Below are 24652 nucleotides of genomic sequence, written 5' to 3'. Positions count from 1 at the left end.
GGAAAAGTCTCAAATCCTTCTGGATAAAAATTTATATATAAAGGTTGATCCTTAACCTTAATTTCAGGAGGCGATTCGTACAATTGCCTCCTTTTTTTTCATCCAGCAATATTTTCACCAAATTCCCCCTCTAATTCTATTGAATGACATGAATTCCAAACGCCAACTCGCTGCCATTTTATTTGCTGATATAGCCGGATATACAGCGCTGATGCAGGAAAATGAACAGCAAGCCTTGCGGGTTCTGAATCACTTCCGAGAAGATATCGAAAGCATCGTACCTCAATTTAATGGGCAGATCATTCAATTTTACGGAGACGGCTGCCTTATTATTTTCAATAGTGTAGTCATTGCCTTACACTGTAGCATTGCTTTGCAAAAATCCTTAAAAACACCTCCCAAAGCTCCTGTCCGTATTGGGCTTCATCAGGGAGATATATTGAAAGAGGGCGGAAATATTTTTGGGAATAGTGTGAATATAGCTGCACGTATTGAGTCCATGAGCATTCCCGGGGCTGTATTATTGTCTGAAAAGGTCCAGAGCGAACTAAAAAACCAACAGGATGTTCCTCTTACTTCTCTGGGGCATTTTGAATTTAAAAATGTCGGGCACCCCATTGAGGTTTTTGCCATTGCAAAAGATGGATTCCCCATTCCTCGAAAGAACGAGATTCAGGGGAAATTCAAGACACAAAGCCAGGAAAAATCCATTGCGGTTCTTGCATTTGAAAACAGAAGTTCTGATCCGGAGCAGGAGTATTTCAGTGATGGAATTTCTGAGGAAATCATCTATGGGCTTTCTCAGCTAGACAATTTGAAAGTAGCCGGACGAAAATCCTCCTTCTCTTTCAAAAACAGTCAACGTTCCTCAAAAGAAATCGGGGATGAGTTGCAAGTGGAAAACATTTTGGAAGGAAGTGTGCAGAAAATGGGAAACAAAGTGCGGATCAGGGTTCAATTGGTAAATGCGCAGGACGGATTTCAAATCTGGACCGAACGTTTTGATCGGGAATTGGAAGATATTTTTTCTGTTCAGGAAGAAATAGCCAAAGAAGTCGTTCATAAAATGAAATTGAGTCTGCTCGGCAATGAAAAAGCCAAGAACTTTACCTCTACCAAAACCCACAATGTAGAAGCCTATCAACTCTACCTGGAAGGCAGAAGTTATTTAGATAAACGCATCAACATAGATCTTGCGCTTAACTGCTTTTCCAACGCAATAGAGATAGATCCGGAATTTGCAGCGGCATATTCCAGTCTTGCCTATGCACATTTCTATAAAGTTACCTTTACAAACCATTCGCCTTTAGCAGGATTTCCTCAGGTCGAGCATGCAGCACAAAAAGCCTTGCAGATAGATAGTTCCATAGCCGAGGCGCATACCATGCAGGGCCTGGTAGATTTTTACTTTCATTACAAATTTGAAAAAGCACGCCAACAATATGAGGAAGCGCTTCTACTCCAGCCCAATTTTGCTGATACGTATCGGGTGAAAGCCTATTTCCATAGCATGCTTATGGAAGAGCATGCAGCGATCGCAAATGCAGAGCGATCATTTAGCATGGAACCTTTAAGCTTCAATAATCATTACAGCCTGGCGGATATCTACTACAGAGCATGTCAATATGACAAAGCAATTGACATTTCCCGATCCCTCGTACAAAAGTATCCCGAAAGTATGGCTGCGAAGGAATTATTGGCGAATGCCTACTTTGCTTCCGAAAATGTCTCAAAGGCAGGTGAGATATTCGAAAAGATACAAGGCTTCCCTAAACACATCAGCATTTATTCTTCCGGACGCTTCCTTTATGCAGCACAAAAGGGGAATGAAGAATTGTGTCGAAACCTTTTGGAACATATAGCAAAAGAAGAGAAAACCATCTGGATAAGCCCTGGATTTCAAGCGCTAATGCATCTGGCAATAGGAGAACAAAAATCTGCCCTTGAAATACTCTGCCGAGCTTATGAAGAACGAGACCCGGCTTTACTCATCATCCGCTGTGATCCTATGTGGAAGCAATATCGGGACCAGCCAGAAATCCAGAAAATCACAAAACAGATTCCCTACTAAATGCTCAGAAAAACGAAAGGATAAATTGTACCGCATCCTTGTTACATTCCCCTAGGCAAAAAAGCTTCGAAACACTTCTGATCTATTTTAATTAATCGTAACAGATTGCTTTTCAGCATTTATTGAGCTACCTTTCAATAAGGATCAATCTCTTTTTTTTGACCACTAGCATCTTGAAATGAAAAACGCCTTCATCTCAGGGGGATTATTGATCTCTTTACTTTTTACAATAGGGTACCCTCAGTCAAATCAGCAAGTCATTCAGGAATTGAATGCACGCCTGGATCAATTGGATGAAATCCTCAACAACGATTCCCTTCAGGAGCAAAGTTTTCAGGAGGCTCATCAGATTCTTCAGCAATCCTATCAGCTATCGGACAAAGCTACCATCGCCAAAGCTCATGGCCTCATTTCCAGTTGGCATGAATACTATAATGCGTATTTACGGGATTCTATCATGGAACATGAATTCAAGGCCCTGGCAATTTACCGGGAATTGAATGATAAGAAACAGGAAGCAGCTTCTTTGTTGGCTCTGTCAAATGTCTTTCTAAACGAAAATCAGTTTGACACCTCCCGCGTTTACCTCTTTCAGGCCCTGGACATTTATGAAGCTTTAGGGGATGAAATGGGGATTGCCAGTGTTTATTCCAGCATCGCTACCATTTATGATGTAACAGAAAATTATCCGGAGGCAAAGCGTTATGGAGAGTTGGCAAGGAAAATGTTCAGGGGATCTGAGGACTACTATGAGATTACGGTCAATTTGATGGACCTGATCGGGATTTATACCAAACTGGAAGAATACGATGCAGCCATAGAGGCCGGCAATGAGTGCATCCGAATTTATAAGGAACAGGACATGAAAGAGGTGGGAATCATTGCACGAGCTTATGGATTTCTGGGGGATGCCTACCGGGATGCGAAGGATCTGGACAATGCACTGGAGCATTATGTGCAGGCGTATGAGGAAGTACTCGAAGGATTCGGAGAAGAAGATGCAGAAAGTTGGAAACTGGACATCGGGAATATCCTGACCTTAAAAGGTGAATATGCCAAAGCTTTGCCTTATCTGGAAGCATCCATCGGTTTATACGAAGAATACAATTTTCCCAAACTCTGGATTCCCTATGGCTACCTTTCCGAATGTTACCGGAATCTGGGACAATATGAAAAGGCCCTTATTTATACCGAAAAGGCCCGTAATAAGAAGGATTCTATGTATATGGGTAGAATCAAAAATCTCGAATCCGAAATGATGATCAAATACGAGACGGGGAAAAAAGACGAAGCCATTGCCCAGAAGGATCAGCAGCTGGCGCAGGAGAAACAGATTCGCCTGCTTGCTTTTGGACTGGCTGCCTTGTTCGCCATGCTTTTGTTTGGTCTCTTCTATAACTATCGCAAAAACCAACAGATCACCCTACAGCTAAAGGATCTGAATAGTGAATTGGGAGAAAGCAATTCGCAGAAAGAGCTTTTACTAAAAGAAGTCCATCATCGCGTCAAAAACAATCTACAGGTAATATCCAGCTTATTGAGTTTGCAATCCAGAAGCATTCAGGACGATACCGTAAAGCATGCCATCCTGGATAGCCAAAGTAGGGTCAGGTCTATGTCCCTCATTCATCAGAAACTATACAGGGGTAATAATCTGGCAGCTATAGAGATGAAAACCTATTTCGAAACCCTGACCGATAGTTTGCTGGATGCTTATGTCGATTATGATGAAGACATAGCGGTTGAACTCGACATGAATAATATCGAATTGGATGTAGATTATGCGATTCCTTTGGGATTGATTGCAAACGAACTGCTCACCAATTCGCTGAAATATGCTTTTGATGGGACTTCCGAAGCAAAAATCAACATAAGTTTACGCAAAGAAGATGAAAACATGGTACTGGATATCAGAGACAATGGAGCTGGAAAAAGTACCAAAGCCTCCCCGGATCGGGAAGGAGGTTTCGGAAGTGAATTGGTATCCATGTTAACCGAACAACTGAAAGGAAATCTAACAGTGAAAGATGTTGGAGGCTATCATACAGAAATTCGATTTCCCTACTCATTACAAGCCGCTTAATCTTTTATGAATAAAGTAAAAATCCTTATCGTTGAAGACGAAATGCTGGTAGCAAGAGATGTATCACACTATCTCGAAGACATAGGCTGCACGGTCATGGGAATCATGATGGAAGGGGAAGCCGCTTTAAACTTTCTAAAAACAGAAAAGCCTGACATTATTCTCATGGACATTCATTTGAAAGGGAAACTGGACGGTATCGAAACAGTGCAGGAAATTCAGAAAACAATGGATGTGCCGCTTGTCTATATGACTGCCAATACCGATGATGCTTCTTTTGAACGGGCCAAAGCAACCCAACCCTTTGCCTTTATCGAAAAGCCTTTCAAAAAAAGAACCCTGATCCGAACCATAGACTTATTGATCGAACAGCTGCTAAGTAAAAACAATACTGATGATGAAAAAGAAATTGATTCATTCGTATTAAATGATCGAATCTTTGTTCGGGAGAAAAATAAAATGGTGAAAATCAAGCTTACAGATATCTTGTATATGGAAGCCGAAAGGGCCTATAGCAGGATTATAACTCCTGAAAAAGAGTTTGTTTTATCCCTCCCTTTGAGAAGTTTGGAAGAAAAGATCTCTGCAGATTTTCTTATGCGGGTCCATCGGTCTTATGTTGTCAATCTCAATCATATAGACGAAATGCAGGACAATTATATCCAAATCCATCAAAAATATATTCCAGTCAGCCGCTCTTATTGGGATGAATTCCTCAGAAGAGTGAAAGTAATCTAACAAGCTTGGGTCAACATTTCTGCTATTCGGAAAGAATACCTGCTATTGGGAAAATGCCGCTTTAAAATAAAGCACAACTTCTGTTGTTTGAGACCATAGAATCAATAACAGAAGGACTCATGAATGCCACACAATTTGACTTAAATCAAAGCCTCATTTTTATCCCGGATATCAGTGGTTTTACAAAATTTGTAAGCACTACTGAAATTCAGCACGCCAAGCATATCATCGAAGAATTGCTGGAAGTACTGATTGACTCCAATGAAATCGGCCTGACACTTTCAGAAATAGAAGGTGACGCTCTCCTTTTTTATCGACGTGGCAAAGCACCCACCGCAGCCGAACTCCTGGCTCAGGTGCAAAAAATGTATGTCAACTTCCATGCCCACCTCAAAAAATATGAAACCCACCGGATTTGCAGTTGTGGAGCATGCTGCGGTGCTAATGAGCTTAGCCTGAAATTTATCGCCCATTTTGGAGAGGTAGCAGATAAGCAGGTAAAAGACCGCACCAAGCTTTTTGGCAAGGACGTAATCATAGCTCATCGCTTACTCAAAAACGAAATCGAATCGGAGGAATACAGCCTATTTTCTGAAAATCTGGTAAGGGCCTGTTCTACCTGGCTCAATCTGGAAGAGGTCGCCTGGTCAGACATCAACAAACGGACTAGTGAATACGATTTTGGAAAAGCTAAATACTGTTTTCTGGAACTGGAAGCCCTGGAAGAACACATACCCGAACCGCGGATAGAAGATTATAGCATTCATGGAAAGAAAGAGAGTCTTTTGAACACCGAAGTTACGATACAGGCACCCATTCAAACCGTCTTTAATGTTATCTCAGATATGGACTTCCGCCACCATTTTATGTTTCATCTGGTGGGCAGCGATAAACTCAATCACAAAATTGCTCAAACAGGTTCAACGCATCGATGCATTATAAGTCAAAATGAAACCGATCCATTTTTTATCGCTCATGGGTTCAATTTTGATCAAAACAAGATCACTTTCGTCGAATCCAACCACAGAGATCAATACGACAATATTTTCAGTATGGTCGCCATTAGCAAAGGGATCACCCGTTTTCAGCTTTCTACCTTCGGAAAGATGAATTTTATCCAAAGGCTTAGGTTCAGGTATTTCAAGAAGAAGATGTACGACGAAATGAACGAAAAGGTCTGGAATGATTTTAAAGAATACTGTGAACAATTGGTGAAGGAAAGTAAGTCTCACAGAAGCCAGATTATACTCCCTCAAACTATGTATGCCAAAGCAAGCTAAGGCAGCAAGACTAAATTTTTAACCCTAAAAAATCATACAATGCATCATTTTCAAGAAATTACTCAAGCTCCCAATACCTTCAATGGTACAAATTCACTGGTAAGAATCATAGATGGAGCTGGCTTCAGGTATTATTGGGCTACCGAAAATCTGAGTGAAGAAGATCTGCAATTTTCCCCGGGAAATGAGGGAAGAAACTTACTGCAAACCCTGGCTCATCTGGATTATATGGCCTCTTTTGTTTGCAATACCCTCGAAGGAAAAGTTACCAGCTTCCCAGAACAAGAAAATGGGTTGAGTTTCGAAAAACTCAGAAAGACAACACTTCACAAACTGGACCGAATCAAGAATTTGCTCAGCCAATGTTCAGATGAAGATTTTCAAAGCAAAAAAATCAAGTGTTCCGTTCAGGGAAATGCTATGGAATTTGACATCTGGAATATGATACATGGTCCATTGGTGGATATCATTTACCACCTTGGGCAAGTTGTTTCTTTCCGAAGAAGCAGCGGCAATCCTATCGATCCCGGCGTTCAGCCTTTTATGGGGAAACGCATGGAAATTGCCTAAACGATAGCTCCCTAAAAAACGAAAAAGAGTCATTCACTGAGTGAATGACTCTTTTTTCTGATTCCCTGAGACTTTTAGTTATTTGGCCAACTGCCCCAATTGCTGCAATGCCCCGCATTATCTGTAGCAGTAATTACTGTATTTACCCCGGTATAACCTGCATTCATAACTGCGCGAGGAGAGAAATGGAATTTACCATTTCCGGTTTGGTGTAATTTTCCAAAATGAGCCTGACTTAATCCATGACCAGCTTCATGAAGGGCAACGGTCTCTACATCTATATTGGCTCCTATGGCCCAACTAAAGCTGTCGTTGTAATAGATATCTCGGAATGCTACATCATCCTTCCCATTATTATCAATATCTGTGGGTAGGCCTGTACTTAAATCAATCCAGACAAAAGTAAAAGCTACTCCTAATACACTTGATCCTGGGCCAAAAACCGCATCTGTAACAGTGGTATTAAATCCTGAATGCATGAGGTCTGTGAAGAAAAAACTTCCCTGAGCTCCTCCAGTTACTAGGGCCTCAACATATCCCAAATCAAAACCACTTGACCCAAGATTATTCAGCACCAAGCCCTGGGAGCAGGTAATATTATCCCAGGTATTCATAGCACTTAGAATAGCAGCATCAGTATCTCCTTGTGTGAGACCGCTGGAAGTAGCTCCTTCTGTTCCATCACGAGCAAAAGCAATATCAATAAATCCTCCTCTACGAGCATCTCCGGGGACGAAATCAGCCGTCAATTGCTTATTGCCTGTATTGTTGAAGAAAAACTGGGTACCCATACCATCAGCTCCATAAGATTCAATGGCTGACATTTGCAATGCCAGGCCTTGTGCCTGGAGAGAGTTATTTACATCTGCCATAAACTGCTCAGCATTTGAAGCCGATTTGGCAATCCTTGAAGTTTGGTCAATAATTACTTCCTGTGTTTTTTGAAATCGAGGATTGATTTCAGGTGCCTGATTGGGGGAATCTAATATAGAATCATCCGTACAGGAGAAAAAAATTAAAACGAGGGATAAGAAAATGAGGTGTTTGATGGTTTTCATTGTGTTTTAGTTAATAATTAAAAATAGATAGATAGGCCTCTGACATGTGGGAATCAGAAATATATTTCGACTTGAGAAAAAACTAAATAAGGCAGGATATTTTTAAGGTAGGAAATATTAAATAATAATTCAAATTTATGAGAATGGAATACCAGAAATACTTATATGTGTAATTTGTATTTGGCGCAGACAATGCGCGTACTATAGCCCCTGCCATTGGCCACCGTAATTTTCCCTTTAAGTTTTTTGGAAAGAATCTTAATGAGGTCTGTCCCAAATGAAGTAGACTGGCCATTTTGGGGAATGGCTTTCTCCCCTACCCCATCATCAGCGACTTCCAGAACCAATTGCTTTTCAGGATTAAGCGAAAGTTGGATCATGATATTCCCTTCTCTTCCGTCAGAAAATGCGTATTTCAGAGAATTGGTGAGTAGTTCATTGATGATCAGGCCCAGAGGAATGGCGGTATCAACATCCATAGGGGGTACTTCTATATCATAACTTATCTTAACCCTTTCCCTCAGGGAAAATGAATCCAGGAGATGCATGGCCACCTCTTCGACATAATTCCTCATTTCAACAGCAGCCAAATCATCGCCCATGTACAATTTCTGGTGAATGAGGCCCATAGACTGGACGCGATTTCGGCCTTCCAGAACAGCATCCAATGCGGCGGGATCAGCGATATAATCAGACTGCAAACTGAGCAAGCTGGACAAAACCTGCAAATTGTTCTTTACGCGATGATGGATCTCTTTGATCAGGAATTCTTTTTCTTCATTTCTTTTCTTCAGGAGTTGGTTTTGCTTCCTTTTACCCGCATAGGCTCGCAATAAAGCTACTCCCATCAAAGACAAAACAGCCAAAAAAGCCAGAAGATAAAATAATTGCTGCTCTTTCTGCTCTAATTCTGCTTCCTTCTTCTCCGTCTCATATTTGGTCTGCATTTCGATGATGGTTCGGTTGGCTTCTGCGGTAAACAGGCTGTCAGAAACAGCTTTATGCCGGGATTGGTAGGCATATGCTTCTTCATATGCCCCCATGCCTTCATAGGCTTTTGCCATTACGTCATAGATTCGCTCAAAATCCACCGCCAGTACTGCTCCTTCATTTTTTGCCAGCTCTTCAGTTTCACTTATGGTTTGTTCCAATACAGAGATCGCTTCCTCAAATCTTCGCTGGTCCACAAAGAGTCCCCCCAATTTAAATTTAGCCATGAGGTCAATCAGGATGTATCCACTTCCCTTATTTGCCGCTAAGGCTTTGTTGTAATTTTGCTCAGCCTTTTCATAGTCACCGATATCATGATAAAAGCCTCCAAGTCGGTGGTAGGCTGATCCAAGGTAGGATTTCCGCCCTCTTTTTTCTCCAGCAAGTACATAGGCTGAATAGGAAATCTCGGTTTGTAAGGTATCTTTCTTGTGCCAGTAATAACGGGCGAGTCGGAGGTAGTTGTAGCCCATCGATCTGTAGCTTGTTGACTCTTTCAATACTTCTTCTGCTTCCAGAAGTAAAGGGTAAGCATCCTCGTATCGCCCCAGGGTCTCAAAAATCTCCCCTATTCTGCTTTTAACAATCGCCGCTTCCAATCCATTGTCCATCTCTTCAAAAAGGTCCAGGGCTTCGTAGCCATAGGCCAGGGCTTTGTCATAATCCGGGATGTAGAGGTATAACCAACTCAATTCTTTGTAAGACCTGGCTATCTGGGCCTCATTCCCCAATTTGATCTGCGATTCCAGGGCAGCTTGCAAGTATATATCTGAAGAATCCTGCAAATCAATGTTGCTGTAATGTGCTCCCAGGGTTAGCTGTACGTCTGCAATGGCTGCTTCATCTTTTATCTGATTCGCCAGGGCCAAGGCTTTATGCAATTGTTCGAAAGGCAAAGGATTGTTGAAAGGATAGGCATTCTGAGCCAGGCTATCAATCAAACGGACTTTTTTGCTCGAAGGAAAATCACTTCGCCATACTCTCTCAAAATCCGCTAAGACAGCTTCCGCTCCATATAAGGCCGAGCAACTTATGCTGAAAAAAATGAGGAGGAAATATCGATAGATCATGGGAAAGACAGAATATTCATGCATGTGTCAGATTCAAAAGCGAGGAATCATGGCCAGAAAGTCTTCTTTATGGTTTTTGCTTACCGGAACCATTTGTTCGCCAAACATCACATAGGAATCACCGATTTTATCCACATGCTGGACATTGATCAGGTAGGATCTGTGGACCCGTACGAAAGAGGGAAAGATGACAGAGGCTTCAAATTTCTTGAGCGTGCTTACAATGACATGCTTTTCTTCCTTCGTGTAGATGTTGCAATAACAACTATCTGCTTCTACATAGAGAATATCTTCTAGTTTAATCTTAACCAAATGCTCTCTTGATCGAACAAAGATTCGATCATTCATCTGGTAGGAGCGACTTTCCTTTTCCCCACTTTCTACCGGCTCTTCTTCCTGATCCTGAAAAGCCAGGTCTATGCTGTGTTTGATATCTGTCAGGCGAAAAGGTTTGGATAGAAATCCAAAGGGTTGGGTGAGTTTGGCTCGGTTAAAGGTGCGCGGATCGGTATTTGAGGTGAGGTAAATGATGGGTAAAGGATGGATTTTGCTGATTTCGTGTGCAGTATCTATCCCATCCAAATCACCCTCTAATTGTATATCCATCAAGACCAGATCAGGAGGCGTCTCTTTTATAAATTCTAATGCTTCTTCGCCCGATTCAAGCGTTTCCATAACTGCATAGCCCATCTTTTTCATCGCCCGTTTCAAATCGGCTGCAATGATGGGTTCATCCTCTACAATCAAAAGCTTTATCTGTTCCATAGAATGGATGTTCGAATGGGAATGCTAATCAGGAGAAATTCTCCTTTCAATTTATGGAAATATATCCAAAGTGAATAAGCCACTCAGCACAATTTAGCCAAATATTAAGTAGAGGTGCCGAAAAATTAAGTGAAAAGCCTGCTCCCTCTTACGAGTGAATACTTAGTACGGAAATCAGAATTTTCCCTTTTTCCGGAATCCTTACTTAGAGAAAGATGCATTCACTTAGAAAAACCTCTTGTTCACTTAAATCTCCAGCATGAAAGCAAGCGAATGACTTCCTTGGAAGGAAATTAAACCTAATGAATATGATGCATTCACTTTCTACTTCGATCTTTCGCTCATTTTTTATAGGCTTGATTATCATGTATACCGCTCTGCCTTCTTTTGGGCAAGACTGTAGCAATGATACCGAGCCCCCTGTTATTGTTTGCCAGGACCTTGAATTTATGCTTCCGCTTAGTGGAAACCGTCTAATTAGCTATACTGACGTAAGCAGCTCCATCACGGATAATTGTGGCATAAATGCTAGTTCTATCTTTGTTATCCCTAATAATTTTTCCGGACCCACTACTACAGATGTAACTGTCTATGCTTCAGATTTGAGTGGCAATCAAGGCAGCTGCGTAGCCAATGTTACGGTGCTTGGAAGACCGACTACTCTCACCAATAATGGGGTATTTGCAGCGGCTGAAAATGAAACGATAAACCTACAAGCTACCTTAATCGATGATGTAACGGGAGGTCCAGCCCCTGGCGTCTTTATTCGTTTTACTATAGGTACGCAAGAGAAATTTGCCCAAACAGGTCCTAATGGAATAGCTACTGCCCAAATGGTTTTAAACCAACCAGCAGGATCCTATACGCTTTCAGCTGAAACTAACGGTGGCGCAGTTATATTTTTGAATTCTTCAGATTCAGATCCCTTTACCATAGGCTCCACAGATAGCGATGGAGACGGAGTTGCTGATGATGTGGACAATTGCCCGGATTTGGCCAATGCAGATCAGGCTAATTTCGATGGGGATTTTTACGGAGATGCCTGTGATCCGGATGATGACAATGACGGTGTGGCAGATGAAGATGATGCCTTCCCTTTTGATCAGTCAGAAAGCCGGGACACAGATGGAGATGGAATTGGCGACAATGCCGATACAGACGATGATAATGATGGACAAAGTGATGCCGACGAAGCCAATTGCGGATCCGATCCTAAAGATGCTTCAAGCAGCTCTCCCGACAATGATGGAGACGGAAGCCCTGACTGCGTGGATCCGGACGATGACAATGATGGAATAAACGATGATGTAGATAATTGCCCTTCAACTGCAAATGCCGATCAGGCCGATTCAGACGGAGACGGTGTAGGGGATGCTTGTGACAATTGTCCGACTTTTGCCAACCCCAGTCAGGCAGATGCGGATGGCGATGGCAAAGGAGATACCTGCGATCCTTGTGGAAACGATCCGCTTGAAGCGGACGACAATGGAAACGGGATTCCTGATTGCCAGGAATGTGGAAACGGCAGAGGAGCGGCCAAAGTAACAGTTACCCTCGTAAAAGGAGATGCTTGTACAGGCAAGGAGCAAGAGAAATGCATCTCAGTAAATGCGCTGGATGCCTGGTTGGCAGCACATAATGGATCAGGAGGAAACACCTCCGCATATGAAGGCCCCGCCCGACGAGCTTTATGCGCAAATGCAAATCGGATAGCAGTATCCGCTGCTTCCATGAACTTCTACCCCAATCCTGCTTCTGATCGAGCGATTATTTCCTTTGAACTAGCCGAATCTGCACAGGTAAGTATCCAAATTCTGGACTCAAGAGGAATTTTCATCAAGCAATTGATGGAGGGAGAAGCACAGGCAGGCAAACACGAACTCAAAGTCAATACACTGTATTTAGCACAAGGCATGTATTTCTATCAATTGCGAATTGATGGTGAAGTCCTGAGCCGCCCATTTATCGTCAGACGATAAGCCCTTTTTTCACAGACAACATTTATTCTATAATTCTTAGCACATGACAGCTAGCAGCAATTTATTAAGTACTCAAGCCGCCTATCAAGGCTTTGCTGAAGGAAATCTGGAACCCATATTTTCTATACTGGATGAACAAACGATTTGGAATAGCCACAGTTCAGAAGATTCACCTATGAAAGGTATCTATAAAGGTCCGCAGGGGGTTCAGGAATACTTTGGCAATTTACCCAAGATCGAGCTTGAAAGATTTGAGCTTGTATCCCTGGCAGAAAAAGACCATGTCGTCTTCGTTCTACTCGATACCAAAAGACGGATCAAATCTTCGGGCAAAACGACAGAAGGTTACAGTACCCATGTGCTGCAGTTTGAAGAGGGAAAATTGAAACGCATGGATTTGTATGAACCCTTGAATTAAAGGCTCCCTGGGAAAAGCAAGCATAGCAAGCCTGAATAATTTCTGGATTGGGAAGACATCTTTTGTGTAGCATATATTCCCTTGCTATCCCCTCATAAAGGAACCCTTAAGCATCCATTGCTCAAGGGTTTCCTTTTATTAACCCTTTATATCAATTTTCCCCGTATTTTTTCTCACCTTTGCTCTCCCATTTCAATGCTATGGAGATTAATTCCGCTCAAAGGGTTCAGGTCCCTGACAATTTTTTGCTGTTTGTGTCTATGCTGGCAGCTGTCGGGCCTTTTGCCATGCAAGTCTACGTACCTGCGATTCCCGGGATGGTGGAAGAATTTGATAGTGATATCAATGTGCTCAATTCAACCATCAGCAGCTTCATGTTGGGCAATGCTTTCGGTCAACTAATTGGAGGTCCGATTTCCGATCAATTGGGGAGAAAGCGTATTGCTATGGTCGGGCTTACAATTTTTATCCTGTCTACCCTGGCCATCATTTTCACCCCCAGCATCGAATTCCTTCTGACTGCACGCATTTTTCAGGCATTAGGGGGTGGCTTGGCTTCTGTGATCTGCATGGCCTCCGTCAGAGATGTGTTTCCTCCTTTAGAAGCCGGGCGAAAATATGCCATGGTACTCATCGTTATGCTGATCGCTCCCATGCTTTCGCCTTTCATTGGGTCCTACCTCATGGATTTTGGATGGCGCTCCATCTTCTGGGCGACTTTTGTATTTGCAGGAATTGTGATGGCATGGCACACTTTTCGAATTCCTGAGACAAAGGTGGTCGAAAATCCCCAGCTCAATATGCAGGAGATTTTTGAACAATTCGGCCGGGTTTTCAAACTAAAAGTAGGCAACTTAAGGCCTATCCTTTATTCTCTTTCCATAGGATTCTCAACCGGAGTAGTCATGATCTTCGTTACACAATCAGCTTTTGTGTACATGGAATACTTTGACATAGGCCCCAAAATTTTTCCCTTTTACCTCGCTGCAAATTCCCTGGGCCTGATGGGTGCGACTTTTTACTCAAATCAAAGGCAAACCGTAATACATCCTCATTATTTGTTTAAAAGAGGAGGATGGATTCAATTTACCAGCATCGTATTCCTCCTACTCTATTTTCTCTTTTTCGATGCGGAACTCTGGATAGCTGCCATTCTGTTCGCCATTACCCAGGCGAGCATGGGCCTTTGTTATCCCAATGGAGTTGCAGTCTTTATCAGTCATTATGAAAATTTGGCTGGAAGTGCTACTTCCATAAACCTGCTCTTTGTATATGGGGCAGGTAGTATACTCGGAACCATACCTGCCTTCTTCTTCAATGGAAGCCTGATTCCGGTAATTGGAGTTATGCTGGCAAGTTCATTGGCCTGTGTGCTCATCGCAAGTCTTATTCCCGAACCAGATCTCAAGGGTAGCTCCTTAAAAAAGCTTTAGCTTCTCACTTGTTAAATCTTTAGACAATTCCCTAAATTCAGGTCAATCAAAACGAATTGCCCATGAATATTGGCCTTTTCATTCCCTGCTATGTGGATCAGTTTTATCCGCAAGTAGGTATCGCTAGTTTGGAACTCCTGCAGAATTTGGGCTGTAAGGTCCACTACCCTATGCAGCAAAGCTGTTGCGGACAACCCATGGCCAATGCTGGATTCGAGAAAGACGCGATTCCGACTTATGAGCATTTCGTCAGGACTTTTTCCTCTTACGATTACATTGTCGCTCCCTCCGGAAGCTGTACCTACCATGTCCGCAAACACTACGACCTGCTTCCTCAAAGCCAGGAAGTAATGCATGTTCGTGAAAGAAGCCTGGATCTGGCAGAGTTTCTTGTGGATGTAATGAAGCTTGACAAAATAGAAAGCCGTTTCCCTCATAAAGTAGGTCTTCACCAATCCTGTCATGGCCTAAGAGGGCTGAGACTGGCAAGTGGAAGCGAAAGGGTTCAAAGCAGTTTTTCTAAAATCAGAGATGTCTTGAATTTGGTAGATGAAATTGAATTTGTGGAATTGGATCGGCAGGATGAATGTTGTGGCTTTGGGGGAACTTTTGCAGTCAATGAGGAAGCCATCTCTGTAAAGATGGGCAAAGATCGAATTCAGGACCATAAAAGTAAGGGAGCAGAGGTTATCGTTGCGGGAGATATGTCCTGTCTCATGCATTTGGAGGGAATTATGCGCAGAAATAAAGAAAACATTCCCGTTCGGCATTTTGTAGAAATCCTAAATGGCACCCAGCTATGAGTAAGCATCCCCAAAAAGCAGCTGATTTTATAGCAAATGAAGCCCGAACCGATTGGCATGATCAATCTTTGTGGGTGGTCAGGGAGAAGCGGGATAAACTGGCCAAAGGCATAGCAGAATGGGAAGAACTCAGAGAACTGGCCTCACAGATCAAGGATCACACCCTTTCACATTTGGACCACTACCTAGAAGAATTTGAGAAAAATGCCTTGGCAAATGGGGTGCAGGTTCATTGGGCGAAAGATGCAGAGACCCACAATCACATCGTCCATGACATTCTCCAAAAACAAAAAGTCCGAAGGCTGGTGAAAAGTAAATCCATGCTTACGGAGGAGTGTGGATTAAATCCCTTTCTGGAAAAACAGGGCATCGAAATCATTGATACAGATTTGGGCGAAAGGATCATTCAGTTGAAAGACGAACCTCCCAGCCATATCGTGATGCCGGCCATTCATTTAAAGAAAGAAGAGATAGGCGAACTTTTCCACGAAAAACTCCAGACGGAAAAAGGAGCTACCGATCCCCAATACCTTACCGAAGCTGCACGGCAACACTTAAGAAGTCATTTTCTTCAGGCTGATGCAGCACTTAGCGGTGTTAACTTTGCTGTCGCTGAAACAGGCGGGGTCACAGTCTGTACAAATGAAGGGAATGCGGACATGGGCATTCACCTGGCTCCTGTACAAATTCATTGCATGGGATTGGAAAAAGTTATTCCCCGACAAAAAGATTTAGGGGTTTTCACCCGATTGCTCGCAAGAAGTGCCACCGGTCAGCCCATCACCATCTATACCTCCCATCATCTCAAACCCAAGCCAGGAGGAGAGATGCACATTGTTATCGTGGACAATGGCAGGAGTGAACAACTTGGTAGAGAAGATTTTCGCAATTCTCTCAAATGCATACGCTGTGGAGCCTGCATGAATACCTGCCCGATTTACAGACGCAGTGGTGGACACTCGTATGACTATACGGTTCCCGGCCCTATCGGATCGATCCTCACACCCGGTAAAGACCTGAAGAAATATTCAGATTTACCCTTTGCCTCAACGCTCTGCGGTTCCTGTACCGATGTCTGTCCGGTCAAGATCGACATTCACCAACAACTCTATAAATGGCGGCAGATCATTGCAGAAGAAGGACATTTGCCAAAAGCCAAAGCAAGGGAAATGAGCATGGCGGCAAAAGTCCTCTCAAGTCCCAAGGCATATAGAAGAGCAACTAAATGGATGCGAAGACTCATGCGTTTTCTCCCCCGTCCCCTACTCTACCTGAACCGAAATGTTTGGGGAAAACAAAGAGAATTGCCCCAAGTACCCAGACAGACATTTAAGGATTGGTATAAACATGAAGGAAATGAAAGCTGATATCCTGCATCGCATAAAACAAAATAAAGCGAATCCGAAACCTCTTCCGGATTATGCTGCGTTCGGCTATGATTTTGATCCCCGGGAAAAGTTTACAGAAGTCATGGAAGCAGTTGGGGGGAAAGTTCTTCATCAGAAGGGCAAGATTAATGCAGCTCAGCTGGCGAATCTATTTGGGGAGGGAATAAGTATCTACTCAGGGGTGGAAGACTTCAGCTCTACGCTTGATGTATCGAGCCTTTCCCCTAAAGATCTACCTCCCATAGAAGTCGTCATACTTCCCGTTCAATTGGCTGTTGCAGAAAATGGGGCATGCTATCTGGACGAAAGCGTATTGCCACATCGAGTCCTCCCTTTCATCTGTCAACATCTGATTTTTGTCCTGGAAGCAAAGTCGATTGTAGGCAATATGCATGAAGCTTTGGAAAAAATTGACTTGAGTCAGCAGGGCTTTTCTGTCTTCATAGCAGGCCCTTCCAAAACAGCTGATATAGAACAGGCCTTGGTTATTGGGGCTCAGGGAGCAAGAAGTTTGACCGTTTTTATCCGACAATAAAAAACCCGAAGGTCCTCACCTTCGGGTCATGGCTAAATGACAATCTATAAAAAAAGCTATTTCGTTAAAGCTGTAAGCGTATTTGAGTTTTAGAGTGCCAGGGTATTAGTGGAATTTTTTTCATCCCTAACACACATGCACACAAACACCCTAACACTTCCCTAATTCTCAATTGACACCTTCGGTCCCCCCATAATCTTACTCAAGATTTCCAGCCGAAAGCGATAGGGCTTGGCCTTGGCGTATTGTGTTTCAATAATCTCCAGACAAACCATCAGCTCCTCCAGATTTCCTTCTGCTCTACATTTGCTCATCATCTTGAGAAGTTTCATCTCTTCCATCGTGTATTCCAGGAGTTCGTCGATCAAATTTCCAGTCTTTCGGGTCATGCTAAAGTATTTATACAAATATACTAAATACAAGAGCAAAATGAAAGCATTTTTAGTATATTTATCTATTATTTTTAGCAAAAAGCTTACATCCTGCTAAACAGCTATAGGAAAGGAAGAAGAATGGGAAAATAAAATTGCTTATTCGGGTGGAATGAAATTATTTCGAGCATGCGAAAAGAGGAACTGAGCAATTGGGGAAATTATCCGAAAGTGAAGGCAGAACTTCACTTTCCGGAAAGTGCGGAAGAAGTGCGGCAATTGCTGAGTTCGGCCCAGCGCCTGGTTCCCCGGGGAAATGGAAGAAGTTATGGCGATAGTTCATTGGGAAAAGCCATTCTTTCCAGCAAAAGACTCGACAAATTTCTGGCCTTTGATGAAAAAGCAGGTATCCTCCATTGCGAAGCAGGAGTCTTGCTTTCTGAAATTCTGGAAGTTGTAGTTCCCTCCGGATTCTTTCTGCCCGTTACTCCCGGCACCAAATTCATCACTGTTGGCGGAGCCATAGCTGCCGATGTGCATGGAAAGAATCATCATGTCGATGCATGTTTCTCCGAACACCTCCTTTTTATTGATGTAGTTGTTGAAACAGGAGAATTGATCCGATGCAGTAAAGCGGAGCATTCTGAATTATTTTGGGAGACAGTTGGGGGCATGGGAAATACGGGATTTATTCTCGGGGCAAGTTTTCGTCTAAAGCCCGTAGAGACTGCTTTCATTCGCCAGGAATCCCTCAAAGCTAAAAATCTTGAAGAGGTCATGGCATTTTTTGAGGAATCCGAATCATGGACCTATACAGTCGCCTGGATCGATTGCCTCCAAAAAGGCAAGAATCAGGGCCGAAGCCTGCTTTTAAGAGGAGAACATGCCAAAAAGGAGGATTTACCCGCAAAATGGAAAGAGAAGCCCCTGACACAGCCTAAAAAGCTGCAATTGAATATGCCCATGCAATTGCCAGGCTTTGTTTTGAATACCTTTAGCATAAAAGCCTTCAATTTCCTCTACTACCATAAGCAGTTCTCCAAAAGCAGCAAAGCCATTGTTCCCTATGAACCTTTTTTCTATCCCCTCGATTTCATCCACAACTGGAATCGCATGTATGGCAAAAAAGGCTTTACTCAATATCAATTTGTACTCCCCAAGGAAAAAAGCAGGGAAGGCCTCAAAGAGATCCTGGACCAAATCCGGATTAGTAGACAGGGTTCCTTCCTGACCGTTCTCAAACTCTTTGGCAAATCCAATCCACTGGCCCCCCATACTTTTCCTCAGGAGGGCTATACCTTGGCGATGGATTTTCCCATTCGAAAAGGACTTCCAGACTTATTGAAGAAACTGGATGAAATCGTCCTCAAATTTGAAGGGAGGCTCTACCTGGCCAAAGATGCCTTTATGTCAAAAGCCATGTACGAACATACCTATCCAGAATTTCCCAAACCTTCCATTTTTAGTTCCGACCAACAAATTCGCCTCAGCACATGAATATTCTGATCTTCGGCGCAAATTCTGATTTGGGCAATCAAATAGCGCAAATACATGCTTCACAGGGAGACAATCTTTTCCTTACGGCACGCACAGAAGTCCAATTGGATCGGATCAAAAGTGATCTGGAGATTCGCCATAAAGCAGAAATTCAAACTTTTGAATTGGATGCGATCGATTTTGAACAACATCCCCAGCTGCTGGACAGAATTGAGATTTCAGAAATGGATAGGGTGTATTGTGTCTTTGGGTATTTGGGGGAGCAGGAAAAGGCAGAAAAAGATTTCGGGGAAAGTCGCCAGATCATCGAGGTCAATTATACAGGGGCTGTTTCTTTACTAAACCCCATTGCAGAAGTTTTCGCCCAAAAAGGAGCAGGTTCCATAATTGGCATCTCATCTGTTGCCGGAGAACGGGGTCGCATGAGCAATTATATGTATGGAAGTGCAAAGGCTGCCTTTACGGCCTATCTGGATGGTATGCGAAACAGGCTGGCTCACAAAGGTGTTCATGTTATGACTGTGAAACCGGGTTTTATGCGAACCAAAATGACGGAAGGCCTTCCTTTAGCTGCTCCACTTACGGCTAATCCTGATAAGGCGGCAAAAATCATTGTCAAAGCTGCCTCCAAAAAGAAGAATACGATCTATGTCCTCCCCATCTGGCGATGGGTCATGTTGATCATCCGCAATGTGCCGGAGTTTATTTTTAAGAAGTTGAAGTTGTAAAAGATTAAATTCTTTTCATAAAACATGTCATCCCTGGATCTATCAGATGTCCGGGACCTCTAGCTATCAATTGGGTTGACAAGAGATCCCGGCTCTTGCATGAAGGCCGAGATGACAAATCTTTGATTTAATATTTATTTCTTCAAAAATTTCTCTATCCCAAAACCTCTTTCTGTTTTGATCCGGACGAAATACATCCCAGCCGCAAGCTCTTTAACCTCTAGCTCAGCATCTGTTTGAAATTCGAATTGATGTACTTGAAGAATTTTCCCGGAAAGATCAATCAATTGTACTTCCATTTCCCCAAAACTTTCCTTCAATTCAATTTCCAGTTTATCTGAAGCAGGATTAGGGAACAAACTGAAGGGAATTTTATTACGATCCGCAATACCCGCAGCCACATCTGGAACTAATTGTACATCCAATCTGGTGCTTTGCCCGTTTTGAATAGCGACGGTGAGGGTCTTTGGCAAATATCCTTCTGCAGTAAAACTCACATCATAGCTTCCTGCAAAGAGATACCTGTGATAATTACCAATAGGCATACTGGAATATACGTGCGAGCTGTCCTGATCATGCCCATCTATAAATACCCTTGCAAGCAGCGCTTCTTCACTAATGCTATCCGTTACGATCCCTCTAAGACCAAATAAAGCCTCTTCCATATAATTGACCAAGGCTGCCTGATGATAATCCCAGAAAGCCTCCAGGCTAATCGAGGGCGGGTTTTTGCTATTTGATAGCTCCAGGGTGAACTCGCGGCAGTATTCAAAGCTATTCATATAGTCCTGTCGCCCTCCGCTTACAAAAAACCAGTCGGAGCCATTGGTGATGCCATTATTAAAATCATTGAAAAATCCGACGGGACTATTGGCCTGTGTGGTATCTGCATAATCTCTGCAAACATGTATCCACCAATTGTCATCCGGATGCCTTCTTCCATAAGTGTCCCAGGGATAATTGGCGACCTCAACTCCTCCATGCAAATTGGCACTGATAGTGAAGTCCCGCTCTGCGGCAAAATTGATAAAGGCAGTAGTTTCTTCTTGCTGGGTTCCTCCCGGTCTGGGTCCATCATTAGGATCTGGATCCGGGAAATTGCGATTCAAATCAAAACCATTGGCATTGGCCCGCGTTGCTCCTGCTACCGAATTATTCCCTCCCGCATAGGCTCCATTGGGATTCGCCAGAGGATTTATCCAGATATCTACTTCATTGAGGAGATTCGTGATTTCCGGATCAGCGCCATAATTACATAATAAATAGGCAATCAGATGAAGGCTTAAATTGTAACCCGTAGTTTCATCTCCATGCATACTGGAGGTGTAGAGAAATTCCGGTTCATCTTCGTCCACATCCAAATTGTCGCCGATATGTGCCACCAGCAAACGCCTCCCACTATTGAGCTGGGCGATGGTATCTATTTTACAAATTGCCGGGTAATCAGTCTGGAATTGCAGCATCAGGTTTTCATAGGCCTGATAAGTGGGAAAGAAATTCCAGTTCATGCTACAGACTGTACTATTGGTTTTTAAACGGGAAGTCAACTCCTTCCAATTGCGCATGATGGGAGCTTCCAGGCTTGAAGGAGCAGGCAAGACCTCAAGCTGCAAGGACTCCTTTAACAATACCTCAATGTTGCGAGGATATATATAAGCATAAATAAATCCATCTCTACGGGGATTGTGATCGAGGGAGATCTCATCAGATATTCTAGCCAGACTTGCCAGCTTTGATTCCGGAAATCTCACATATAGTTCCTGTTTCCCCTGAAACAACTTCCTAAAACTATCTATGGAGTCCTGAGCGGAAAGACTAAAGCAACAAAATATTCCTATTGATAGTATGAGTAATCGTTTTTTCATTGAGCTTTCTTTAGGATAAAGATACAACAAGCCCTCTCTAGCCCCTATCCTTCCAGGGAATATTCTCCTCATTTCCTTAAAAACAACAAATAGGATGTTCAGCTATGCTTGATTTCCCAAAAGCAACAAAAGGGATGTTGCTTAGCCCTTTTACTTAAAGCAACACTTTTGGTGTGCGGAATATTGGAAGCCATTTAAAATAAATACTGCTGATAATCAGGCACTTACACAAAAGCAACAATAAGGATGTGCTAAGCAACTTGCAGAAATACACCCATTATTGGGTCTTTCATCTCTTAAAAAGGAATAAAATACAAACCCCTACTTCTGTTTAGTTGCTTTTATCTATTTAAGTATTTGTATTATTTCGGCCCTCATAATTAACTGATAAACAACTAGTTAAAGCACCTAAAAGCAACATAATGAATGTTAAGAGCAACATGATGGATGTATAAAGCAACGAGGGGGATGTGAAAAACAACGGATTAAATGTCTTAAAGCAACAGGAGGGATGTTAAGGGCAACAACTTAGATGTTTGATGAATTGTCTTCGTAACTAACTGATAATCAGGATATAATATTGAAGAATATAAAAGTTATCGCAACAGAAGGGATGTCTATCGCAACAATTTGGATGGATAAAGATTACCTATTGGCAAAAAAGGCCTGGGAAACCTCTTATGCCAATTGATTTCTCTTATAAAGCAACAAAATGGATGGGAATTAAAGCAACAGATTGAATGTGCGTCTTTCAGAAGGGAATTTTTTTTGATTTTTTTTCAAAAGCAACAGAAAGGATGGGATTATTTTCTTTAAACGAGGAATTCAGGGAATTTCAGCTATAAATGCAACAGAATTGGTGCGAAAAACAACAGATAAGATGTTAAATGCAACAGAAAGGATGTAGCTTTAAGCAATTCATTTACAGGAATTTAGCCTGATTAACGGCAACGGATTTGGTGTTTGGCAACTTTGGTTTTGATTTGTTGCTTTAATTCCTACCTTCGTTTAGAACAAAGCGCTAAATGGCAACAACAATGTCTAATCCTTTGCTACAGGGCTCCAAGTCCCTGGTCGTCAAAGATAACAAACTGATCAATGCCCACTACTCGATGAGTGTGCTTGAGATGCGTTTGTTCCTTGCTATGGTCGTCCAGGTGCACAAAGATGATCGCGATTTCAAAACCTACAAGGTCAGGGTTCGCGAACTTATGGATGCCGGAGGTGGAATGTCCGAGAATATCTACCACAGATTGGATGTCATCACCGACCAACTCATCAAACGCTATATGCGGGTTCCTCTGGATGAAGGAGGTTTTACCAAAATAGGGTTTGTCAGTAAGGTAGAATACAAAAAAAGGAAGGGAATGGTCGAACTCCGATTCGATCCTGATCTCAAGCCTTACCTCCTCCAGCTCAAAGAGCAATTCACCATTTATGACATTCGAAATGTTTTGAGTCTTCAAAGTTCTCATTCAGTGAGGATCTATGAGTTGCTCAAGCAGTTTGAACGGATAGGAGAAAGAACGATTGAAGTGGAAAGGCTCAAAGAGATGTTGGGGCTGATTGGGAAATACCGCAGTTACAACTATTTCAAAAAACGTGTGATTCTCCAAGCCCAGGTGGAACTTCAAAAGAAGTGTGATATCAGCTTTGAGTTTGAGGAGCAAAAGGAAGGACGGAGAGTTACAGCCATTCGTTTTATCATTCACAAACAGAAAACAGAACGAGTCGGACTCGAAACCGGATTGGATCAACCTGAGATGGTGACCGCCCTGAAAGAAATGGGCCTCTCCCCTACCCTCTCCGAAGAATTTGCGAGAGCCTTACCAGCTGCAGAAATTCAGCGAGCAATTCAGTACACACGTAGACAATACGAAGCCGGAAAGATCAAAAGCAGTGTAGGAGGCTACCTGAAAAAAGTACTGGAAGCAGGTGGTGTTTCGGAAAATTTATTTGATCGGGAAAGCGCAGAAAAGAAAGAACAGGAAAAGATCAGTCGTGATAAAAAGAGAGAGGAAGAAGAATTGATCAGAGAATTGCAGGATCGTTTTGATGAAGTGAGAAGAGCGGAAGTAGGAGAGCTTTTACAAAACGCAAGTGAAGATGACTGGTTGGCCTTCGCAGCCTGGGCAGATGATCATGTGTTTGTAAAACAAAAAGTTTTTGAGAATGGTCGCCTGAATAAAGAAAGTGAAGAGACTCAGTTTTGGTTTCAGAGTTTTCTTTCGGATAGACTTCCTCCCAAACAGGATGCTTTTATGAAGTGGACCTACAAAGAAACGGGCTACCAATTGAGGCTCGTTCCTGGAAATGGAAAAGATAGCTATGAAGTTATCGGCAAACAGGGAGACCTGTTTACCTTTGATAACTAAGCGCTGGAAATTTAAAAAGTGAATATAAAAGAATGGAGTCGGATCTTTGGATTCGACTCTTTCTTTATAAATAAATCTGTATATAGCTGAATTCAAAGAATCAAGCAGATACTTTGCATGCAAAATTGCATGCAGAAAAATACAGCAAATTTGCCCGCTTTTTATGTGAGTAAATCTGCGCCAGGCCTTGCCCCCTGAAAATTTGATCTAAGGAAAGTGATCTTTCAGCTGAATATTTATCTGTTTCTCCTGCTATTCTTGTTTAGAAGAACTATATGAGCCCTCAGGAGCTATGTCTGATCCTGTTTTCCACTCCATTTAGGCGTATTTCAAAGTTTTACCAAAACCGAAAGAAAAAAGCAGGATTGCCCTGTGTATCTTTTTTTCTTCCCTTTCTTCCCCATGTTTTTTTTGAAAAGCTTTTATATGCGGAAATCAAGAATGCATCATGGAGGCAAATTTTGCATGCATAATTGCATGCAAAATGAAAGAAGATGTTTGTGGCATGCTTTATGAAGACTAGCATGTAGCCGTGAATGTATTCGTGTAGATAGAATGCATGTAAAAACTTAATAAAATTTGCAGTAATAAAAATATGTATTAACTTGCATGCAGTTCTTTATGCTTTATGCCAT

The 24652-nt window shown here is 42.5% G+C and carries 19 protein-coding genes; 14 read left to right on the top strand and 5 right to left on the bottom strand.

Annotated features, from left to right (window positions below; all coding sequences use genetic code 11):
• Positions 1-148: 148 nt before the first annotated feature.
• From R8P61_34385 to R8P61_34365, 5 genes are all read left to right on the top strand, one after another.
• Positions 149-2071, top strand: a complete 1923-nt coding sequence (locus tag R8P61_34385; GenBank protein MDW3652215.1) for an adenylate/guanylate cyclase domain-containing protein — start codon at positions 149-151, stop codon at positions 2069-2071.
• A 178-nt stretch (positions 2072-2249) separates the two neighbouring features.
• A complete protein-coding gene (locus R8P61_34380) occupies positions 2250-4154 on the top strand; it encodes a histidine kinase dimerization/phosphoacceptor domain -containing protein (GenBank protein ID MDW3652214.1) in 1905 nt (634 codons plus the stop codon).
• A gap of 6 nt (positions 4155-4160) precedes the next feature.
• Entirely contained in the window at positions 4161-4892 is a 732-nt protein-coding gene (locus R8P61_34375) for a response regulator (protein ID MDW3652213.1), read from the top strand.
• Positions 4893-5011: 119 nt separating this feature from the next.
• The gene (locus tag R8P61_34370; protein ID MDW3652212.1) at positions 5012-6172 is read left to right on the top strand and encodes a DUF2652 domain-containing protein; all 1161 of its coding nucleotides are present in this window, start codon (positions 5012-5014) and stop codon (positions 6170-6172) included.
• A 39-nt stretch (positions 6173-6211) separates the two neighbouring features.
• Complete coding sequence (locus tag R8P61_34365; protein MDW3652211.1) at positions 6212-6742, top strand: DinB family protein; 531 nt, start codon at positions 6212-6214, stop codon at positions 6740-6742.
• Between the two features lie 74 nt (positions 6743-6816).
• Here the strand turns inward: R8P61_34365 and R8P61_34360 are convergent, their stop codons facing one another.
• From R8P61_34360 to R8P61_34350, 3 genes are all read right to left on the bottom strand, one after another.
• Entirely contained in the window at positions 6817-7800 is a 984-nt protein-coding gene (locus R8P61_34360) for a hypothetical protein (protein MDW3652210.1), read from the bottom strand.
• Positions 7801-7961: 161 nt separating this feature from the next.
• Positions 7962-9884 (bottom strand): histidine kinase dimerization/phosphoacceptor domain -containing protein, encoded by a 1923-nt coding sequence (locus R8P61_34355; GenBank protein MDW3652209.1) that lies wholly within the window; start codon positions 9882-9884, stop codon positions 7962-7964.
• Positions 9885-9893: 9 nt separating this feature from the next.
• On the bottom strand, positions 9894-10625 hold the full coding sequence (locus R8P61_34350; GenBank protein ID MDW3652208.1) for a response regulator: 732 nt from the start codon (positions 10623-10625) through the stop codon (positions 9894-9896).
• Between the two features lie 308 nt (positions 10626-10933).
• Here R8P61_34350 and R8P61_34345 point away from each other — a divergent pair, with 308 nt between their 5' ends.
• The 6 genes from R8P61_34345 (at position 10934) to R8P61_34320 (ending at position 17181) form a co-directional block, all read left to right on the top strand.
• Positions 10934-12604 (top strand): thrombospondin type 3 repeat-containing protein, encoded by a 1671-nt coding sequence (locus R8P61_34345; protein MDW3652207.1) that lies wholly within the window; start codon positions 10934-10936, stop codon positions 12602-12604.
• A gap of 43 nt (positions 12605-12647) precedes the next feature.
• The gene (locus R8P61_34340) at positions 12648-13022 is read left to right on the top strand and encodes a nuclear transport factor 2 family protein (protein MDW3652206.1); all 375 of its coding nucleotides are present in this window, start codon (positions 12648-12650) and stop codon (positions 13020-13022) included.
• A 200-nt stretch (positions 13023-13222) separates the two neighbouring features.
• Positions 13223-14455 (top strand): multidrug effflux MFS transporter, encoded by a 1233-nt coding sequence (locus R8P61_34335; protein ID MDW3652205.1) that lies wholly within the window; start codon positions 13223-13225, stop codon positions 14453-14455.
• 62 nt (positions 14456-14517) lie between these two features.
• Entirely contained in the window at positions 14518-15258 is a 741-nt protein-coding gene (locus R8P61_34330) for a (Fe-S)-binding protein (GenBank protein ID MDW3652204.1), read from the top strand.
• A complete protein-coding gene (locus R8P61_34325) occupies positions 15255-16625 on the top strand; it encodes a lactate utilization protein B (GenBank protein ID MDW3652203.1) in 1371 nt (456 codons plus the stop codon). The genes R8P61_34330 and R8P61_34325 overlap by 4 nt, the downstream gene beginning before the upstream one ends.
• Positions 16606-17181: an LUD domain-containing protein gene (locus tag R8P61_34320; GenBank protein ID MDW3652202.1), complete on the top strand. Its 576-nt coding sequence runs from the start codon at positions 16606-16608 to the stop codon at positions 17179-17181. The genes R8P61_34325 and R8P61_34320 overlap by 20 nt, the downstream gene beginning before the upstream one ends.
• Positions 17182-17342: 161 nt before the next feature.
• On the opposite strand, the gene R8P61_34315 is transcribed toward R8P61_34320, so the two are convergent.
• Positions 17343-17570, bottom strand: a complete 228-nt coding sequence (locus R8P61_34315) for a hypothetical protein (protein ID MDW3652201.1) — start codon at positions 17568-17570, stop codon at positions 17343-17345.
• A gap of 171 nt (positions 17571-17741) precedes the next feature.
• Between R8P61_34315 and R8P61_34310 the strand changes: the two genes are divergently transcribed.
• Together R8P61_34310 and R8P61_34305 are read left to right on the top strand one after the other, a co-directional pair.
• A complete protein-coding gene (locus R8P61_34310; GenBank protein MDW3652200.1) occupies positions 17742-19049 on the top strand; it encodes an FAD-binding oxidoreductase in 1308 nt (435 codons plus the stop codon).
• Complete coding sequence (locus R8P61_34305; protein ID MDW3652199.1) at positions 19046-19777, top strand: SDR family oxidoreductase; 732 nt, start codon at positions 19046-19048, stop codon at positions 19775-19777. The genes R8P61_34310 and R8P61_34305 overlap by 4 nt, the downstream gene beginning before the upstream one ends.
• 134 nt (positions 19778-19911) lie before the next feature.
• On the opposite strand, the gene R8P61_34300 is transcribed toward R8P61_34305, so the two are convergent.
• Entirely contained in the window at positions 19912-21642 is a 1731-nt protein-coding gene (locus R8P61_34300) for a M14 family zinc carboxypeptidase (GenBank protein ID MDW3652198.1), read from the bottom strand.
• 1025 nt (positions 21643-22667) lie between these two features.
• On the opposite strand from R8P61_34300, the gene R8P61_34295 reads away from it, so the two are divergent.
• Entirely contained in the window at positions 22668-24017 is a 1350-nt protein-coding gene (locus R8P61_34295) for a replication initiation protein (protein ID MDW3652197.1), read from the top strand.
• Positions 24018-24652 lie beyond the last annotated feature (635 nt).

Source organism: Bacteroidia bacterium (assembly GCA_033391075.1).
Classification (GTDB): Bacteria; Bacteroidota; Bacteroidia; order J057; family J057; genus JAWPMV01.
This window is presented reverse-complemented; position numbering and strand designations above follow the sequence as displayed.

What these genes read in the sequence shown, in the direction of transcription:
- R8P61_34350 (MDW3652208.1), bottom strand. Translation starts at nt 10,625, where the DNA reads ATGGAACAGATAAAGCTTTTGATTGTAGAGGATGAACCCATCATTGCA.
- R8P61_34370 (MDW3652212.1), top strand. Translation starts at nt 5,012, where the DNA reads ATGAATGCCACACAATTTGACTTAAATCAAAGCCTCATTTTTATCCCG.
- R8P61_34310 (MDW3652200.1), top strand. Translation starts at nt 17,742, where the DNA reads ATGCGAAAAGAGGAACTGAGCAATTGGGGAAATTATCCGAAAGTGAAG.
- R8P61_34315 (MDW3652201.1), bottom strand. Translation starts at nt 17,570, where the DNA reads ATGACCCGAAAGACTGGAAATTTGATCGACGAACTCCTGGAATACACG.
- R8P61_34325 (MDW3652203.1), top strand. Translation starts at nt 15,255, where the DNA reads ATGAGTAAGCATCCCCAAAAAGCAGCTGATTTTATAGCAAATGAAGCC.
- R8P61_34305 (MDW3652199.1), top strand. Translation starts at nt 19,046, where the DNA reads ATGAATATTCTGATCTTCGGCGCAAATTCTGATTTGGGCAATCAAATA.
- R8P61_34320 (MDW3652202.1), top strand. Translation starts at nt 16,606, where the DNA reads ATGAAGGAAATGAAAGCTGATATCCTGCATCGCATAAAACAAAATAAA.
- R8P61_34295 (MDW3652197.1), top strand. Translation starts at nt 22,668, where the DNA reads ATGGCAACAACAATGTCTAATCCTTTGCTACAGGGCTCCAAGTCCCTG.
- R8P61_34380 (MDW3652214.1), top strand. Translation starts at nt 2,250, where the DNA reads ATGAAAAACGCCTTCATCTCAGGGGGATTATTGATCTCTTTACTTTTT.
- R8P61_34335 (MDW3652205.1), top strand. Translation starts at nt 13,223, where the DNA reads ATGGAGATTAATTCCGCTCAAAGGGTTCAGGTCCCTGACAATTTTTTG.
- R8P61_34345 (MDW3652207.1), top strand. Translation starts at nt 10,934, where the DNA reads ATGATGCATTCACTTTCTACTTCGATCTTTCGCTCATTTTTTATAGGC.
- R8P61_34330 (MDW3652204.1), top strand. Translation starts at nt 14,518, where the DNA reads ATGAATATTGGCCTTTTCATTCCCTGCTATGTGGATCAGTTTTATCCG.
- R8P61_34340 (MDW3652206.1), top strand. Translation starts at nt 12,648, where the DNA reads ATGACAGCTAGCAGCAATTTATTAAGTACTCAAGCCGCCTATCAAGGC.
- R8P61_34365 (MDW3652211.1), top strand. Translation starts at nt 6,212, where the DNA reads ATGCATCATTTTCAAGAAATTACTCAAGCTCCCAATACCTTCAATGGT.
- R8P61_34355 (MDW3652209.1), bottom strand. Translation starts at nt 9,884, where the DNA reads ATGCATGAATATTCTGTCTTTCCCATGATCTATCGATATTTCCTCCTC.
- R8P61_34385 (MDW3652215.1), top strand. Translation starts at nt 149, where the DNA reads ATGAATTCCAAACGCCAACTCGCTGCCATTTTATTTGCTGATATAGCC.
- R8P61_34360 (MDW3652210.1), bottom strand. Translation starts at nt 7,800, where the DNA reads ATGAAAACCATCAAACACCTCATTTTCTTATCCCTCGTTTTAATTTTT.
- R8P61_34375 (MDW3652213.1), top strand. Translation starts at nt 4,161, where the DNA reads ATGAATAAAGTAAAAATCCTTATCGTTGAAGACGAAATGCTGGTAGCA.
- R8P61_34300 (MDW3652198.1), bottom strand. Translation starts at nt 21,642, where the DNA reads ATGAAAAAACGATTACTCATACTATCAATAGGAATATTTTGTTGCTTT.